The organism is Ferdinandcohnia sp. FSL W7-1320 (assembly GCF_038050315.1).
Taxonomy (GTDB): domain Bacteria; phylum Bacillota; class Bacilli; order Bacillales; family Bacillaceae_L; genus Ferdinandcohnia; species Ferdinandcohnia aciditolerans.
This window is the reverse complement of the sequence record NZ_JBBPAM010000001.1, coordinates 2,901,834-2,919,311: the sequence shown is the minus strand read 5'-3', so window position 1 is coordinate 2,919,311 and position 17,478 is coordinate 2,901,834. Positions and strand designations below refer to the sequence as shown.

The following is a 17,478-nucleotide window of genomic DNA, read 5'->3' as shown; positions in this document are numbered from 1 at the left end:
AGGTAAGAAACAAACTTTCCTGCTTGAGGAAATATTCCTAGGCATATTCAGACCATTTGCATCAAGTGTATTTTTCTAGTGTGTGATACAATTTTAAACTATAGAATTATCGTAATAGTCAAAAAATGTTACAAAGGGGACTAGTTTATGTCAAATCTTCATACACAAATAGATGCACCTACGAGTTATAAAAAGAAATTAGCGATGATTGGGCCAGGTTTTGTAGCAGCCGCAACAGGTGTAGGTACTGGTGATTTGGTAGCGGCATTGGTTGCAGGGGCAGGCTTTGGCTTAGTATTTGTATGGGCAATCATTCTTGGTTCTATTTTCAAATATTTTTTAAATGAAGGTGTAGGTCGTTTGCACCTTGGCACAGGTAAAACGATCATCGAAGGCTGGCAGCAAATGGGAAAATGGGCCACTGGTTATTTCGGTGTGTACTCTGTTATTTGGGGATTTGTGTATGGAGCCGCAGCGACTTCCGCCTGTGCTTTAGCCATGAGTGCGATGTTTCCTGTACTTCCGTTTTGGGCATGGGCTGTTATTCACGCTATCGTAGGATTCCTCCTCATTTGGAGTGGTCGTTATCTCCTATTTGAAAAAGTAATGATGATTCTAATTGGTCTAATGTTTGTTTCTGTAGTTGGTTCTGCAATGTTATTCCTCCCTAGCCTTGGTGATTTATTAAACGGGTTTGTCCCAACTGTTCCCAAAGGTTCTTTTATGCTAACACTCGGACTAATTGGAGGTGTTGGCGGAACAATCACGATGGCTTCGTATGGTTATTGGTTAAGAGAAAAAGGCTGGAAAGGAAAAGAGTGGATTCCGATGATGAGGTTGGATGCAAAGGCAGCCTATTTTATGACTGCGCTGTTCACTCTTTCTCTATTAATAGTAGGAAGTCAGTTCCTTTTTGGTAGTGGAATTGAAATCCAGGGAGAGCAAGGGTTGTATCAATTATCGGAAATGATTGGGGATAAATTTGGTAGCGAATTCACGTGGCTCTTCTTAATTGGATTTTGGGCTGCGGCATTTTCTTCTCTTTTAGGGGTTTGGAATGGGGTTCCTTATCTATTTGCAGATTTTGTACGACTGATGAAAAAAGAACATAATCGAGCAGTTACTGAAAAAGACAAAGCCTACCGTGCGTATTTAGCTTGGTTAACCTTCCCGCCAATGCTTCTTTTATTCTTTGGTAAGCCTGTTCAACTAATTATTTTATACGGTGCCCTTGGAGCTCTGTTCATGCCATTTTTATCGATAAGTTTAATGTGGTTACTTAACTCCAAGCGTGTTGAAAAAGAATATAGAAATAATTTACTATCCAACATTGTATTTGTTGCATGTTTGATTCTGTTCGCAATTTTATCCGTTCAACAATTGGTAGGATTATTCTAGAGCATATAAAAACACTTTCTATTCCCCTGAGATAGAAAGTGTTTTTTATTGCTAATAGTTGTAATGTACTTAGTACAAACTAATTAGAAAATTAAGGTTAAGGTGGAGGAATTATGCACTTTTTTGCTTCACAAGAGCATCTCACTGCTGTTGAATGGATTCTCAGAGCTATTGTTGGCTTTGCGTTCTTTATCGTGATAGCTAGAATGATGGGGCAACGAACGATTTCTCAGGTTGGGCTTCTCGACTTTGTTATCGTCTTACTAATTGGAAATATTATTGCTCATCCATTATCAGATGAGGGATTAGGTTTAAAGGGTTCCATGATTACAATGACTGTAATTTTGGTCTTATATTTGATTGGTATTTTATTAAGTTTACGTTCTAATAAGATTCGAAAGTTGTTTATCCCCTCACCTATCCTACTGATTGAGAATGGAAATATACTTTATAAAAATTTAAACAAAGCAAGGATTTCAATTGATGTACTTTTATCAGAATTAAGAATGAAGAGTACGGAAGATGTTCAAAAGGTTGCACTTGCGTTTTGGGAGCCGGGTGGTTCTTTTTCTATCTTCTTAAAGAGTGAACACCAACCGCTAACTCCGAGTACCTATAACAAACCTATTCAACCATTCCAATATCCTAGGACTGTAATTAAGGAGAAAAAGATTGACTATAACGAGCTAAATAAAATTGGTAAAAATGAAGATTGGCTGATACAAAAAATTTCAGCCACCTACAAAAATGTAACATTAAATGAAATTCTTCTTGGAACAATTGATGAAAACGAAAATGTGACAGTATTTTTATATCACTAGTTAAATTTTCAAGGAGTATACTATTTCATTCCAAATTGTGTATACTCCTAATTTTTCGGCACCTGTATTTTCCATATCATATGATCAAAATTTTTACCCCAGTAATCCTTTAAAATAACATCCGGCTTACCAAATTTGTTCTTCCAATATTTTTGTGCATTTTTGTATCCACTATCTAAACAAAACTCTTCTATTTTTCTATCCCTTAAAATTGTAAATATTGATTGCAATAACCTTGTACCGATGCCTTGTTTTTGATAGTTCGGATGTACGAAAACAGTTCCAACTTCAACTAGATCACAATAGGCATGATGCGTTTTGCAGATTAAACGACTCACAGTACCATACTCGATGGTTCCAACAATTGTGTTTTCATAGGTGGCAAGTAGAAAATATCGGTTCTTGCCTGCACTTGTAAAATCAGATTGTAAATAACTCTTTTTTGTTTCGATTTCCTCGACTATATCCTTTGTTAAATGAGCTATCCCTTCTTTACTAAATGTGTCCATAATGACATCCTTGAAAAAACGGTGAAGTTCATCCTTGTCTTCAATTTTTGGCCTTCTGATATCTACATCCATTACCTACTACCTCCCTAAGTATTCCTGTGTACTGAAATACTCCCCTCCTAAATTGGTCATACTAACCAAATGAACATTTTCGATATTGGAGGATTATGGTTTGGAACATTCATGGATCTCACTTATTCCTTTTTTAATTGTAATTGGAATGGCGATTTGGTTAAAGGATATTTTACCGGGACTAGTTCTAGGATTATTGATTGGGGCAATCCTTGTTACATCTGATGTATTAGGTGGAACCCAGCAATCAATTACATATATTGTGACGACTCTATCTGATCCAACTAATATCAAAATCGTAAGCTTTTTATATGTTTTTGGTGGTTTAGTTGGGATGATGAATATTGCTGGGGGTATCAAAGGATTTACGGAATGGATTGGTGAGAAAATTAAGACTGAACGTGGCCTGCTAGGATTAATATGGCTCACTCTCCCTTTTACCTTTATGATGCCAATGTTTCGGATCATGATGATTGGACCTATCATAAAACAACTCATAAAAAAAATGAACCTATCAAAACAAAAGGTCGGCATGACATTAGATATTTCAACCGAATCGGTTATTGTTCTATTACCGGTTGCGACTGCGTTTGTTGGATTTATGGTTTCACTTGTCGAAGGTGGCATTAAAGGTCTTGATTTAGGGATGTCTGCCTACCAAGTATTTTTATTAAGTATTTTGTTTAATTTTTATGCGATTGTGATGCTCCTTATTGGAATCATTCAAACATTTTGGCCATCTAAAAAAAGTGATAAATCCCACCAGCATGCAGATGAGGAAGAACATGATCATGAATTTCACCGAATTGGAATTAAGAAAGAACTTTCTCTTGTAAAGGCACAACCTTGGCATTTAATTGTCCCAGTGTTTTTACTTCTAGGATTGTCTCTCTATCTGCTATGGGAAAACGGTAGATCACTTGGTGCTCAATCGGTCTTTGAGGCTTTTTCAATGGCCGATGCAACCTTTGTCATGCTGCTTGCTGTATTTATCACACTAATTTTCACTTTTGTGTTTTATGTAATCCGAAAGCAGAAATTACATGAAATAATGTATCATTTTTACGATGGTGGAAACCAAATGATGCAGGCGATTACCCTTCTCATTCTTATATGGGCTCTTACCTTATCGGCTGAGGAACTAGGATTTTCTGAATTTATTAGTTCCACTTTAGGCTCATTTTTACCAGGGTTTTTAACACCTGCGACGATTTTTCTAATTGGGTCAGTTGTTGGGTACTTTATTGGTTCCTCTTGGGGAACATGGGGGTTATTTATGCCGCTTGGAATTGCTTTGGCCCTTTCGACTGGTGCCTCCATCCCACTAACCGTCGGAGCTGTTTTTGCGAGCGGAGCATTTGGAGCTTTGACTTCACCACTTGGTGACACAACGATAACCACGGCCTCAATACTAGATTTAGAACTAGTGGATTATGCACAATATAAATTAAAGGTTTCAGCAATAGGAGGAGTAATTGCCATTGTGTTATATATCATTGGTGGTTTGATATTTTAAAAAAGATTAAATTAACATGCAGATAGTTCGGTTATTGTGGTGGAGAAACATTCGTTTTGGAAATCAATTCTACCTTATTTTGGAATTTACGCATGATTTAAATTGGTAAACTAAATAAAAGCATACGCATTTCAACTCTACGTATGCTTTTATCACTTTTTCGCTTAAAAATAATACACGAATGGATATTTCTTACATTTTTAATCATAATTGAAATCAATTCTACCTTTTTTTGGAATTTACGCATGACTTTATATTGCTAAACTATCTAAAAGCATACGCATTTCAATTTTACGTATGCTTTTATCGCTTTTTCGCTTAAAAAATGATACACAAATGGATATTTATTACAGTCTTAATCTTAATTGAGATCGAATCTACCTTATTTTGGAATTTACGTATGACTTTATATTGCTAAATTATATAAAAGCATACGCATTTCAATTTTACGTATGCTTTTATCGCTTTTTCGCTTAAAAAATGATACACAAATGGATATTTATTACAGTCTTAATCTTAATTGAAATCAACTCTACCTTATTTTGGAATTTACGTATGACTTTATATTGCTAAATTATATAAAAGCATACGCATTTCAACTTTACGCATGCTTTTATCACTTTTTCGCTTAAAAACAATACACAAATGGAAATCTACTACATTTTTAATCTAAATTGAAATTTCTACCTTTTTTGTTAGTTATTTACTTGTAATTCATTCGTATGCATGTAATGGTTTTTTTCTACGTAGTCTGAACTACAACACATACAAGTTTAGTCTCCTCAAGTTTCTTAGAAGTTTCGTTCTAGATATTTATTGAACGCGGGGTTTTTTAATACGATTCCAACAATGATAAATCCAAAAATAGATCCCACAATGGAGCTGAAAATAAACGATGGTATGAAGCCAAAAATGGCTGCATCCTGTCCAAGAATAAGCGTGGCAATTGGATAACAAGCAATTGCCCCTAAGATCCCTGTTCCAATAATTTCACCTGTCATTGCCATTGACGCTTTCTTAGTTTTTGTATAAAGGATTGCTGCTAAAAAAGCTCCTATCATACTTCCTGGAAAGGCAAATAAAGAGCCAGTCCCAAGCATGTTTCGAAGTAAAGATACAGAAAAAGCTTGAAGCACGGCGTATGCTGGACCTAAGATAACCGCCGACAAGACATTAATAAAATGCTGCATAGGAAATACTTTTGTGAAACCTATTGGAATTGCAAATAAATGACTTGTAACTGTTCCGATAGCGACAAGCATTGCTGTGAGTGTCATTTTTAGTGTTTTACTCAAGATGAATCCCCCATTACCGATTTAATTCATTACCAAACCGCCGTCAACAATAAGGTTTTGACCCGTTACCCCTTTACTCCAAGGTGATGCAAAGAAAAGAACTGCGTTTGCTACATCTTCCGGTGTTGTTACTTTTTGTAGTGGCGTAGATTCCTTTATCAATTGGAAAACCTCTTCAGACGTTGCCGAACTTGCATCCGTTGTTTGAAGTAATCCCCCAGAAATCATATTTACGTTTATTCCATATGGACCAAGGTCTTTTGCCATGTTCCGAGTGAATCCTAAAAGAGCTGCTTTGCTAGTGTTGTAATCATGGTAAGCAACAACAGGATTTTGAAAGAGATTCGTGCCAATTGTTACAATACGTCCAAAGCCAAGCTCTTTCATGTCTGGAAGTGCTGCTTGTGTTGTATGTAAAGCTCCTTTTATTGCTCCTTCGAGCTGTGCGTGAAAATCCTCCCAAGAAATAGTTTCGGCGTTCTTTCTTGCGACTGGGTCAAAACGAAAATTGATTAAGGCATTATTTACAACGGTTGTTATAGGTTGATCAAAATATTTTTTCGCTTCAACAAATAGATTCTGTACTTGTTCACGATTTCTCACATCAGCTTGAATGGAGATCGCATTTTCACCGATTTCTTCTTGTAGAGAACGAGCTTTTGCTTCACTATGAAAATAGTTGATTACTACCTTTGCCCCTTCATTCGATAAAGCTTTTACGATTTCCTTTCCTAATCCTCGTGCACCACCGGTAACGAGAATAACCTGATTTTGTAGTTTCATTCTAGTAGCCTCCTCAAATAGAAAATAAGAAAAACGCAAAAAACCAGTTCCACATAAATGGACCTGGTTTAAGGTATCAAGAAAAAATGGACATTTTCCACTCTACTTTCCTCCGCCGGTATAATCCGGATCAGGTCCAAAGGGTTAAAAAACGCACGCTTTTCTCTCAGCCCAATCGGGCACCCCTAGTAGTTACGAATATTCTTTCTATAAGGATAGTATGTACTTGCAAAAATGTAAAGGTATTTGATGAATTCAAGATTCTAAGATTCATTATATGGTATAATATGGATAACAGTCTGAATATTCAATTTATAGAAAGGAGTGCTGGGATGTTATTTTATTTAATGATCGCTCTATTTGCAGTAGGAATTGGAGCGATTGGTTGCGGTATTTTTATGTTTTTTGTAAAAATGGAAAAGAAAAAGGCGTTTATTATAAGTTTAATAGGATTATTCATTATTATAGTGACCATGGGTTCTGGTAATCTTCGCCCCTCCTATGAGAAAGAAACCTCCATAATCGTTCAGGAAGTTTCCGTATCGGCCAAAAAAAATGGTGATGGAAAATACAGTTGTAATGTAAGTGATCCATACAGCGTGTATCAGTTTTATAGCGAAGATAAAAAAGAGGTCGAGGATTTTTGCGCTCAATTTAGCAAAGGTGAAACATATGAAATCACATTCCAGTTTAAATCTGGTAAATATACCATTTTAGGAGTAATTAAGTAAAGGCCGGGAGATTCCTGGCCTTAAATATATTTACTACCTTCTCTAACACTTAGCTTTTGCAATGGTGTTTCATTTATAAATTGACGGACTGAATCTGGGTTTGTCTTTGAGTATTCGCGCAAAGCCCAGCCAATTGCTTTTTGGATGAAAAATTCTTTACTTGTTGCATTGGCTTTTATGTATTTGTACAGGATGTTTTCATTTGTTTCTTCCTTATATTTTAACTGGAAAAGAATTGATGAACGTGTAAGCCATAAATGCTCACCAAATGCCCAGCCTTCAATTGTTTCCTCTATCATACTAGGTGTTACTTTAGCAATATTTCCAACTATATGTGGTGAAAGAACATCGACAGTATCCCACCAAGATTTTGTAGTAATGAGCTCTTCGATAAAAGTTAAATGGCTACTATTGACTTTTTTTATAGATCTAACTAAATAATCCTGTGCAGCATATTGGTATTCCCGTTCATCCTTTTTCCACAACTGTGTAACAAGTTCAAGATTTAAATCCTTTTTTAATATTCCTGTTTCATTATAAAAATTACGTGTTAATTGTCTCCTTAAAGGTGTTTTTATTCCGAGAAACGGAAAATGGTTTTTCATATATTTTTGCATCGGTAACGCATTAGCGGGATTACTATGTTCTTCGAATAATGTAACGAGATGGTTTAAATCCTCCATTGTATTGCTCCTTTAAAAGATTTGGTATCCTCATTGTACTCGATGCTCCTATTCTTACAAAATAAAAAATACTATCTTTTCTATGTAAGTATACGTACGAAAAGATAGTATTTTAAATTCGTTACTTATTGCATTTTAATAGGTGTTACGACTGCAAATAGGTTTTCTGTTGGATTGTTGAGGTTGACTTCAATTACTTTATACCCTTCACTATCCTTGTAATCATTTGTAACTTGTGTTTTAATCTCGTTGCTCATTTTCCGTACTTCCCTTCTAACATTTTTCTCACACAATAAGTAGTATATGATGAGGTAACGAAAATGTGCTTTCTTTTAAAAAAAATTTTACTTTTATATTTTGGCTGTTTTCGCAAACTTTGTTGTTTTTATATCGTTGACTTCCGCTTCAGGTGGACGCTTTCCGCGGGCGTGGCTTGAGCCTCCTCAACGAAATGTGGAGGCGGCTTGCACAGAAACGAGAAAATTGGCCACTCCGACAAAGAGGCGTAATTTGCCTCTGAAGGAGGAGTTGAAATTTCTCGAGTTTCTAGCCGCTACAACTGGACAAGTCGCTGCCGCTCCTGCGGGGTCTCAAGTCTCACGCTTTTCCCGCTGGAGTCGCCACCTTACGCTCCAACCAACTTGGTTTGCAATTTATTAACAAAAAGCAACAATCTTTTAGAAAAGAGCCTATATTTTTAATGCTTCATTTCGTACGCGCTCCATAAAATTCCCTTACAACATCATTGTTTGCATTTTTACTGCTTAGTTTTAGCATGGCCCGTCCGACAAAATTAACTCCTATGTTTTGTCCTTCATATATGAATTTAGTGTGGGACTCGTCAATTTTTAGTAGGGTGAAAGTCGTAGTAATTTCAAATGCTTTCCCGAGTACAAAGCTTGTTTGCTTTAGCTTTTTGTTTTCGGTATTATCATATTGTGTCGTTTCAACAATATAGGTTTCTACACGTTTTCCCTCCCGATATTTTTGTTGATGCTTTGCCCCAACCTCTTCTTCTGTTTTTTCAATCAAGGTATGCTCTTCTACTTTCGGCATTATTTTCTTTATATGTTCGTCCGAAAATAGCATCCAAACCTTTTCAATATTCGCCTCAATGATCGTTTCTTCTTTCCATTCAATCATTTGTTTTCCTCCTTCCCAGATGCGAGAAATTCATCAATCTCTTCCTTTTGTTGTTGTAGTTCTGCAATTTGATGCTCAATTTTAGTTCTCTTTTGAATGAGTAATTTATCTAGGTTTGCGAAAGACTCATCCTCCATGACTGATACCATTTCTTGAATTGAAAAGCCAAGCTTTCTTAGTTTTACTAGTAGTACTGCAAGAAAAAAGCTACCATCATCATAGTAGCGGTATTTGTTTTTTGGATCAATGTAAGCTGGTTCTAGAAGTTTGACTTCCGCATAGTAACGCAAAGTTTCCTTGCTTAATCCGGTCAGTTCCGCAAATTCCTTTATTTTGTACATCCTCGCCCTCCCTTTTTATCTTAAAGTGTGTGGTGCACCCCTTAGTCAATATAAAAGTCAATTTTATTTAAAAGTTTGTCCATCTAGCAGTTCTTAATAACGTATTTTACCTATATATATTGTATTAATAGATTCCATTAAATGAAAGGTGGTTGCTACATTGATTGAAAATTCATTTTATACACAAGAATTCCACGGACCCTATGAGCTTTTTCATTTAGGAGATTTCAAACTAGAGGAAGGTGGCGTGATTCCAAATTGTCAGCTTGCCTATGCTACGTTCGGAGAGCTTAATGAAGCAAAAGATAATGCTATTGTCATTCCTACTTGGTTTTCTGGTACAAATAAAGCCTATGAACCATATATTGGCGAAGGACGAGCATTGGATTCGTCTAAATACTTTATTGTGATCATCAACCAAATTGGAAATGGTCTTTCAAGCTCACCTCATAACAGTCCTGCTCCCATAAGTATGTCGAATTTCCCGGATGTTAGAATTGGTGATGATGTACGAGCTCAGCATCAATTCCTTACTGAAAAGTATGGTATCAATGAAATTGCGTTAGTTGTTGGCGGGTCTATGGGAGCACAACAAACATACGAATGGGCAGTTAGATTTCCCGACATGGTTAAACGTGCAGCTCCGATTGCGGGTACTGCCAAGAATACGACTCATGATTTCATCTTTACTGACACATTAATCGAAGCGATTACTTCAGATCCAGGCTGGAATCATGGAAACTATCAGTCTTGTACAGAAGTGGTTGACGGATTAAACAGGCATGCTAAAATATGGGCTGTTATGGGACTTAGTACGGAATTTTACAAACAGGAAAAATGGCGCCTATTTGGTGTCGATTCTGTCGCAGAATTCGTAAACGACTTTTTACAGCCTCTTTTTGCAGCGATGGATCCAAACGCGCTATTAACAATGGCATGGAAATGGCAACGCGGGGATGTTAGCCGAATGACAAATGGTAATCTAGAAGAAGCGCTTGGAAGAATTAAAGCAAAAACATTTGTTATGCCAATTGATGAAGATATGTTCTTCCCTCCGCGTGATTGTGAAGCAGAACAAAAATTGATTCCTAACAGTGAACTTCGTGTGATTAACAGCATTTGCGGTCATTTTGGATTATTCGGCGCAGATGGTCCAGCTTATTTTGAACAAATAGATAAACACCTTAAAGAACTTTTAGCGACTCCTGTATAAACGACTTTATTTATATTAAAGGATCTCGCCATCTACCTGCTAGATGGCTTTTTTGTTTTATTTTATGTGTAAAATGAACTAGAAAGAGCCATATTAGTATCATACTAACTGGGAAAGGATGGTATTACATGAAGAAGGATGAACATCTGAAGAATCAGGTACTTTATATCACGAACCCCGCTTATGATGCTTTGCATTCGGAAAATCTGCTTGAGGATCATGATGAAGAAATTGATCGTGAACAGTTGTCCCTATTGAATAGAGAATTATAAAATAAAAAAGGAGGACAATTTAGACATTGTTCTCCTTTTGTCATTTAATCAATGGGTGTAATTTCTACATTTAGTACCCCAACACTTGGCGCTGCACCTAGTGCTTCAAACGCTTTACGGTGAAGATTGATTCGGTTTGCTGGGAATTTCTTCACTTCATCAACAACTGTTACAATGATATCTTGATTCGGAACAAACGAAACGTTTCGGATTCGTAAACGTTGGCCGCATTTAAAAGGGCTATTTTCCCCTACGGCTGCAGTCATGTTGTTATCATAGGACCAGCCAATTTCACACTTTGTTGGCGTACCTCCCCATGTCCAAGTGGCCTTACCTAAGATAGTATCAGGATTGCGGTTCCAATCCCAGCCATAGTAAGGTGATGGGTATTGTGGTACGTATTGGTTGTAATAATACTCATCATACATATTCCGTGGTTCTAAGTATCCATGACAATAAGGGCAGTAAAAACCAGACGTTTGTCTTATCATCTCACTTCTTCTCCTTCGAAACCAGTATTTTACTAATTACTTCGTCTACTTAAATGTATGTAAAACGACTAGTATTGGTTCCTATTAGAGTAATACTTAGGTTATACCGTTCGAAGTGTTTAATAAGTTCAGCTTAGTTTCCTTCTTCGTTGTTTTGTAGGCGAAATAAATCAAGCAAATCATTCTTATTGGTAACTAGGTCATCTAATGTATATCCATATAGCACGTTAATGAATGCCTGTAATGCTTCGTATAGAGCCCGTTTTAGTTTACAAGATGGTGAAATTGCGCAATAGCCTCCACCTTCTTTAAAACATTCAACGACGTTAAAGTCCTCTTCGGTATTAGAAACTACTTCTCCGATATTAATCTCCTTTGGATGCTTTGCTAGCTTAAAGCCCCCATTACGTCCTCTAATGGTTATGATATATTCCAGTTTTCCTAGATGATGAATGATCTTCATTAAATGATTTTTTGATATATTATAAGCTTCTGCAATTTCCTGTATTGTGGTCAATTCTTCGTCTTTTTTCATTGCCAGATACATTAATACACGTAATGAATAATCGGTATAATTTGTTAGTTTCATTATAAAAAACCCCTTATATTGGTGAGTTCACTATTAGTATAGCATGAAAGTCCTATTTCTACTGTAAATGTGACAACTTTTCAAAAGATGTATTCAAAGGGTATCTTTTATTATCACTGTCATTATATTATAAACATGTATTCAAAATATTGGTTTAGGAAAGGACGTTATATCATGCTTAGCCAAAAAACAATTGAAATCGTGAAAAGCACAGTTCCAGTACTAGAAAAATATGGTAAAGATATTACTTCTCATTTTTACAAGCGTATGTTCACTAATAACCCTGAATTATTAAATATTTTCAACCATGCAAATCAAAGACAAGGCCGTCAACAAACTGCATTAGCAAATGCAGTATACGCAGCAGCTGCAAACATTGATAATTTAGCGGCGATTATTCCGGCTGTAAAACAAATTGGTCAAAAACACCGTGCATTAGGAATACAACCAGAGCATTACCCAATCGTTGGTGAAAATCTTCTTGGTGCAATTAAAGAAGTATTAGGCGATGCAGCAACGGATGAGATAATCAATGCATGGGCTGAAGCTTATGGTGTAATTGCAGACGCATTCATTGGTGTAGAAAAGGAAATGTATAATGAAGCTAAGGAACAACCTGGTGGCTGGGAAGGTTTTAGAAACTTTGTAGTAGATCGTAAGGTAAAAGAAAGCGAAGTGATTACCTCTTTCTACTTAAAGCCTGAAGATGGAAAAGAAATTGCATCTTACCAAGCTGGTCAATACTTAACTGTTAAAGTACAGCCTGAAGGTGATGAATATACTCATCTTCGCCATTATAGTCTTTCTGATGCACCTGGAAAAGATTATTATCGTATCTCTGTAAAACGTGAAGAGCATGGTGTTGTTTCAACTTACTTACATCAAGAAATTAAAGAGGGCGATGTGATTACTGTAAGTGCACCAGCTGGTGACTTTGTCCTTGAATTAAAAGAAACTCCTGCTATCTTAATTAGTGGTGGAGTTGGATTAACGCCAATGGTGAGCATGTTAAATACGATCGTAGAACAACAACCTGAACGTGAAGTCATGTTCATCCATGGAGCTCTTAACAGTGAGGTTCATGCATTAAAGGATGAGGTTGCAAGCGTTGCAGCAAAACATGATCATGTAAAGAATTTTGTTGCTTACTCTGCGCCTACTGAACAAGACCGTCAGGACATGAATTTTGATAAGGAAGGCTTTATTGATCTTGAGTGGTTAAAAGCAACTGTAGAGACGAAGGAAGCAGACTTCTATTTTTGCGGTCCTGTCCCATTCATGAAAATGATGTATCGTTCACTTAAAGAATGGGGAGTTGCATCTGAAAACATTCACTTCGAATTCTTCGGACCAGCAAGTGAATTAGAAGAACCAACTGAAGCAGTTACAGCGTAAAAACCAAAAATAAAAAAGTGCCAATCGTCTACTCTATGTAAGAATCGATTGGCACTCTTTTTATATTCTGAACATATTACGAAGTCTCATAACATTATAAAAAAATGCGGCATCCCTGCCCTCTTTTGTATATCGATTTCGCTGTTGACGTAAACACTCCATAAAAGCTAAGTCACATTCTCGTGACGGGCCATATCTTTGATAACAAAGGTCATGCCTCATACAACATGAATCAACACGATTTGTAGGCGGACCGGACCCACCACAGCCTGGACCACACCATCTATAGCCAGGCATACATAAACCAAATCTTCTTCTCCTACTCATGACACTCCCTCCTTTTTGTAATGAAATATACTAATAAAATATGTTGTGATTTCATGAAAGGAAGGGCCATTGACATGATTATCTATAAGACTATTAAAAAATAATTGAAATATCTGATAAAAGTTTGGTACTATTATTCTAATATATTGACCAAAGCGATAGGCCAATGGAATATTCATTTGCCTTTTTTTATTTGTACGACCTAATACAATCATTAAACGAAGGAGATCAAAATGAAGAGTAAATTTCATTATGCGTGGATGATTGTCTTTGTTACATTCCTCACATTCTTAGCAGTTCAAGGTGGAAGGCTTGCGTTCGGGGCATTCGTAGAACCATGGGAAAATGATTTACATATGGATCGGGTAACTACTTCACTTATTTCCACACTAAGTTTTGTCATTTATGGATTATCACAGCCTTTTATTGGTAGGTTGATAGACAGGTATGGTGCACGACTTATATTATCGATTAGTACCCTACTTGTAGGGGTTAGTTTCTTTTTTATCACTTTCGTTACACAGCCATGGCAATTATTTGTCCTCTACTCCCTTGTATCAATTGGAGTCGGTGGTGCATCAAATGTAGCAGGGACGGTTCTTATTACGAATTGGTTTAATAAAAAGCGAGGGCTTGCGCTAGGAATCATGGAAGCAGGTTTTGGTTTTGGACAAATGCTCCTTGTTCCTGGATCATTAATGTTAATTCAATGGTTTGATTGGAGAACAACCATTTTTATACTAGGGGCATTATTAGTCATAATCGTCTTCCCTATTGTTCTACTCTTTTTACGTAATCACCCGAATGAAAAAGCAATGGAGCCTTTAGGTGGAAAAATTATCGAGGAAGAGGAAACAAAGTCAGATTTCTCCAAGAAACCTGTTTCGCTCAGCATGCTTTTTAAAATGCGTCAATTTTGGTTTATAATGCTTCCATTTGCTGTTTGTGGGTTTACGACAACAGGATTAATGGATACACATTTAATACCTTTATCCCATCACCATGGCTTTTCACCAACTGTGACGGGTACAGCTGTAAGTATTTTAGCAGCTTGTAATATAGTTGGAATCCTTCTTTCAGGTGTTATCATTGATTACTGGAGTAGCCGTAAATTATTAGTGTTCATATATTTTACACGCGCACTATCAATTGGTATTCTAGTCTACTCACATAATACTGTGTTGCTATTAATATTTGCCGCCGTTTTTGGATTCGTTGATTTTGCTACAGTTGCACCAACTTCATTATTGGTAACCCAATATTTTAAAGAGTATTCAATTGGTTTTATTGTTGGATGTTTGTCTCTTAGTCATCAAATTGGGTCCGCACTTGGTGCTTATATTCCTGGCCTTTTATTTAGTCATTATGGGAATTACGACTTATCTTTATATCTTTCAATCTTTATTGTTCTCATTGCGGCGTTTATGAATCTCTTATTACCTGAACCGAATCGACTAAATGAATTGGAAAAAAGGGCAAGCTAACTTTTCGAGCTTTTGCCCTTTTTTATTATTCTACCTTATAAAAATAGAACCATTTTCATTTGTATTCTTATTTGGCCATAGTGTAAAATCTTTAAGCAGTGGTGATTTAGTCGAAAAGGGATACGAGGAGAAAATGATATGAAAAGTATTTTACGAAACTTTATTAATGGTATTTTGACAATTGTTCCGATTATTTTAGTTGTGTATGTTGTCTTTAAAGTATTTTTGTTTTTAGATGGGATTTTGGGGAACTTCCTGAAACCCTATTTTCGAGAAGATTATATTCCAGGAATTGGCCTTTTACTCACGTTTGTAGTCATCACAATCTTGGGGTGGTTATCAACAAGAGTATTTGCCGGGGCTATCTTTCGATTGGTTGACAGACTGTTAGAAAGGATTCCGTTAATCAAAACTCTTTACACTGTTATAAAGGACACATTTAACTCCTTTCTTGGAGAAAAGAAATCATTTTCAAAAGTCGCACTTGTAACGATACCGGGTACGGATGTAAAAGCAATTGGTTTTATTACAACTGAAGATGTAGAAAGCTTTTATGATCCATTAAAGGATTATGTAGCTGTATATATACAACAAACATTCCAAATCGCGGGCTTCACCTTCCTAATACCGAAAGATGAGATTGAAATTATTGACGTCAAGCCCGAGGATGCTATGAAATTTGTAGTATCGGGTGGGATGACTTCTAAATAATGTATCCCCTCTATTGAATAATGCAAAAGGAACGCACATGAGTGCGTTCCTTTTATTTTAAGGCTGTTATCGTAAACTTTGTTGCTTTTTGATCCGATTATGCAAGGGATATATTATTTGTCCATTCAGTGATTTCAGTGGATGGTACGAAATCCTCGAAAATGCTGGCATTTTCTTCGTGCGGTGTAGTTTCAAGGAAGCAATTCAACGTCCTGCGGGAATAGCGAGCCAGGCGAGACCCCGCAGTGAAGCGAGTACCAGGAGCGGAAATCACCTTACATTTAAAAACAACAATCTGTTAGAAAAGAGCCTATTTTAATAATTCTTCATGTATTGTTCCCTTTCCCAAGGATGAACAGATACTCTAAATTGATCCCATTCTATTTCTTTTGCTTCAATAAAATGCTCAAGTAAGTGGATACCTAATGCATTTTTTATAACTTCATCTTGTTTTAGATGTTCCAGTGCTTCTGATAAGGTTGCTGGTAAATCTACAATCCCATTTTCAACCCTCTCCCCTTTTGACATTACATAAATATTTGAATCAACAGGTGCTGGTGGAGTTAACTTATTTTTAATCCCATCTAACCCTGCAGCAAGAAGTACAGCCATTGCCATATAGGGATTTGCGGATGGATCAACACTTCGAACTTCAACACGAGTACTTAAACCACGGGATGCGGGAATACGAATTAGCGGACTGCGATTTCTTGCCGACCAAGCAACATAACACGGTGCTTCATAGCCAGGTACTAAGCGCTTGTAAGAATTTACTGTAGGATTCGTAACAGCTGTAAAGCTTGTTGCGTGCTTCATAATTCCTGCAATAAATTGTCTCGCTGTTTCACTTAGTTCCAATTCCCCCTTTTTATCATAAAAGGCATTTTCTCCATTGCGGAATAATGATAGATTACTATGCATTCCTGAACCGTTAACACCAAACAAAGGTTTTGCCATAAAAGTTGCATGTAGACCGTGCTTACGAGCAATGGTTTTAACGACTAGTTTGAATGTTTGGATGTCATCACACGCTTTTAATGCATCCTGGTATTTAAAATCAATTTCGTGTTGGCCAGGTGCTACTTCATGATGTGATGCTTCAATTTCAAATCCCATTTCTTCTAGTTCAAGGACAATGTCTCGGCGGCAATTTTCTCCTAGATCAGTAGGTGCTAAGTCAAAATAGCCACCTTGATCATTTAATTCGAGAGTTGGATCGCCGTGTTCATCCAATTTAAATAAGAAAAACTCAGGTTCAGGACCCACATTGAACTCTGTGAAGCCCAGTTCCCTCATTTCATGTAACATTCTTTTTAAGTTACTACGAGGATCCCCTTCAAATGGAGTTCCATCTGGATGGTAAATGTCACAAATGAAGCGGGCTACTTTTCCTTTTTCTGCTGTCCATGGGAATATAACAAATGTATTCAAGTCTGGGTATAAATACATATCAGACTCTTCGATTCGAACAAAGCCTTCGATAGAAGAACCATCAAACATCATTTTATTATCCAATGCTTTTTCAAGCTGACTAACAGGTATTTCAACATTCTTAATTTGACCAAATAAATCAGTAAATTGTAATCGAATAAACCGAACATTTTCCTCTTTCACGATTTGAATAATTTGTTCTCTTGAATATGAATGTATGGGTGACATTCCAATTCCTCCTTTGAAATCTGTTTTGATAGAAAGATAGAATAG

At 36.5% G+C, this 17,478-nt stretch carries 20 protein-coding genes and 1 riboswitch; of the genes, 9 read left to right on the top strand and 11 right to left on the bottom strand.

Annotation, left to right across the window (positions count from 1 at the left end; translation table 11 throughout):
• Positions 1-147 precede the first annotated feature (147 nt).
• Together NST91_RS14540 and NST91_RS14535 are read left to right on the top strand one after the other, a co-directional pair.
• Entirely contained in the window at positions 148-1,398 is a 1,251-nt protein-coding gene (locus NST91_RS14540; RefSeq protein WP_341331722.1) for an Nramp family divalent metal transporter, read from the top strand.
• 113 nt (positions 1,399-1,511) lie between these two features.
• Positions 1,512-2,219, top strand: a complete 708-nt coding sequence (locus NST91_RS14535) for a DUF421 domain-containing protein (RefSeq protein ID WP_341331721.1) — start codon at positions 1,512-1,514, stop codon at positions 2,217-2,219.
• A gap of 47 nt (positions 2,220-2,266) precedes the next feature.
• On the opposite strand, the gene NST91_RS14530 is transcribed toward NST91_RS14535, so the two are convergent.
• Positions 2,267-2,800, bottom strand: coding sequence for a GNAT family N-acetyltransferase (locus tag NST91_RS14530; protein ID WP_341331720.1), 534 nt, complete (start codon positions 2,798-2,800; stop codon positions 2,267-2,269).
• 100 nt (positions 2,801-2,900) lie between these two features.
• On the opposite strand from NST91_RS14530, the gene NST91_RS14525 reads away from it, so the two are divergent.
• Positions 2,901-4,316: a Na+/H+ antiporter NhaC family protein gene (locus NST91_RS14525; RefSeq protein ID WP_341331719.1), complete on the top strand. Its 1,416-nt coding sequence runs from the start codon at positions 2,901-2,903 to the stop codon at positions 4,314-4,316.
• 791 nt (positions 4,317-5,107) lie between these two features.
• Here NST91_RS14525 and thiW read toward each other — a convergent pair.
• The gene (gene thiW / locus NST91_RS14520; protein ID WP_341331718.1) at positions 5,108-5,611 is read right to left on the bottom strand and encodes an energy coupling factor transporter S component ThiW; all 504 of its coding nucleotides are present in this window, start codon (positions 5,609-5,611) and stop codon (positions 5,108-5,110) included.
• Positions 5,612-5,632: 21 nt separating this feature from the next.
• On the bottom strand, positions 5,633-6,394 hold the full coding sequence (locus NST91_RS14515; protein ID WP_341331717.1) for a 3-oxoacyl-ACP reductase: 762 nt from the start codon (positions 6,392-6,394) through the stop codon (positions 5,633-5,635).
• A gap of 90 nt (positions 6,395-6,484) precedes the next feature.
• Positions 6,485-6,591: riboswitch (TPP riboswitch) on the bottom strand.
• Between the two features lie 135 nt (positions 6,592-6,726).
• Here NST91_RS14515 and NST91_RS14510 point away from each other — a divergent pair.
• A complete protein-coding gene (locus NST91_RS14510) occupies positions 6,727-7,125 on the top strand; it encodes a hypothetical protein (protein WP_121448611.1) in 399 nt (132 codons plus the stop codon).
• A gap of 20 nt (positions 7,126-7,145) precedes the next feature.
• On the opposite strand, the gene NST91_RS14505 is transcribed toward NST91_RS14510, so the two are convergent.
• From NST91_RS14505 to NST91_RS14490, 4 genes are all read right to left on the bottom strand, one after another.
• Complete coding sequence (locus NST91_RS14505) at positions 7,146-7,808, bottom strand: DNA alkylation repair protein (protein ID WP_341331716.1); 663 nt, start codon at positions 7,806-7,808, stop codon at positions 7,146-7,148.
• 125 nt (positions 7,809-7,933) lie between these two features.
• Entirely contained in the window at positions 7,934-8,065 is a 132-nt protein-coding gene (locus NST91_RS14500) for a hypothetical protein (protein WP_341331715.1), read from the bottom strand.
• A gap of 448 nt (positions 8,066-8,513) precedes the next feature.
• Positions 8,514-8,951, bottom strand: a complete 438-nt coding sequence (locus NST91_RS14495) for an SRPBCC family protein (protein ID WP_341331714.1) — start codon at positions 8,949-8,951, stop codon at positions 8,514-8,516.
• A complete protein-coding gene (locus tag NST91_RS14490) occupies positions 8,948-9,292 on the bottom strand; it encodes a MerR family transcriptional regulator (protein WP_341331713.1) in 345 nt (114 codons plus the stop codon). The genes NST91_RS14495 and NST91_RS14490 overlap by 4 nt, the downstream gene beginning before the upstream one ends.
• 160 nt (positions 9,293-9,452) lie before the next feature.
• On the opposite strand from NST91_RS14490, the gene NST91_RS14485 reads away from it, so the two are divergent.
• Together NST91_RS14485 and NST91_RS14480 are read left to right on the top strand one after the other, a co-directional pair.
• Complete coding sequence (locus NST91_RS14485) at positions 9,453-10,505, top strand: alpha/beta fold hydrolase (protein ID WP_341331712.1); 1,053 nt, start codon at positions 9,453-9,455, stop codon at positions 10,503-10,505.
• A 128-nt stretch (positions 10,506-10,633) separates the two neighbouring features.
• Complete coding sequence (locus tag NST91_RS14480; protein WP_258722788.1) at positions 10,634-10,777, top strand: hypothetical protein; 144 nt, start codon at positions 10,634-10,636, stop codon at positions 10,775-10,777.
• A gap of 44 nt (positions 10,778-10,821) precedes the next feature.
• Here the strand turns inward: NST91_RS14480 and NST91_RS14475 are convergent, their stop codons facing one another.
• Both NST91_RS14475 and NST91_RS14470 read right to left on the bottom strand, forming a co-directional pair.
• A complete protein-coding gene (locus tag NST91_RS14475) occupies positions 10,822-11,268 on the bottom strand; it encodes an RlpA-like double-psi beta-barrel domain-containing protein (RefSeq protein ID WP_341331711.1) in 447 nt (148 codons plus the stop codon).
• A gap of 133 nt (positions 11,269-11,401) precedes the next feature.
• Entirely contained in the window at positions 11,402-11,857 is a 456-nt protein-coding gene (locus NST91_RS14470) for an RrF2 family transcriptional regulator (RefSeq protein WP_341331710.1), read from the bottom strand.
• Positions 11,858-12,031: 174 nt separating this feature from the next.
• Here NST91_RS14470 and hmpA point away from each other — a divergent pair, with 174 nt between their 5' ends.
• Positions 12,032-13,252, top strand: a complete 1,221-nt coding sequence (gene hmpA, locus NST91_RS14465) for an NO-inducible flavohemoprotein (RefSeq protein ID WP_341331709.1) — start codon at positions 12,032-12,034, stop codon at positions 13,250-13,252.
• 60 nt (positions 13,253-13,312) lie between these two features.
• Here hmpA and NST91_RS14460 read toward each other — a convergent pair whose 3' ends face one another.
• The gene (locus NST91_RS14460; protein ID WP_341333542.1) at positions 13,313-13,549 is read right to left on the bottom strand and encodes a phospholipase A2 family protein; all 237 of its coding nucleotides are present in this window, start codon (positions 13,547-13,549) and stop codon (positions 13,313-13,315) included.
• 263 nt (positions 13,550-13,812) lie between these two features.
• On the opposite strand from NST91_RS14460, the gene NST91_RS14455 reads away from it, so the two are divergent.
• Positions 13,813-15,063: an MFS transporter gene (locus NST91_RS14455; protein WP_341331708.1), complete on the top strand. Its 1,251-nt coding sequence runs from the start codon at positions 13,813-13,815 to the stop codon at positions 15,061-15,063.
• 138 nt (positions 15,064-15,201) lie between these two features.
• Entirely contained in the window at positions 15,202-15,774 is a 573-nt protein-coding gene (locus NST91_RS14450; protein WP_341331707.1) for a DUF502 domain-containing protein, read from the top strand.
• 315 nt (positions 15,775-16,089) lie between these two features.
• On the opposite strand, the gene glnA is transcribed toward NST91_RS14450, so the two are convergent.
• Positions 16,090-17,424, bottom strand: coding sequence for a type I glutamate--ammonia ligase (gene glnA / locus NST91_RS14445; protein ID WP_341333541.1), 1,335 nt, complete (start codon positions 17,422-17,424; stop codon positions 16,090-16,092).
• Between the last annotated feature and the right edge of the window lie 54 nt (positions 17,425-17,478).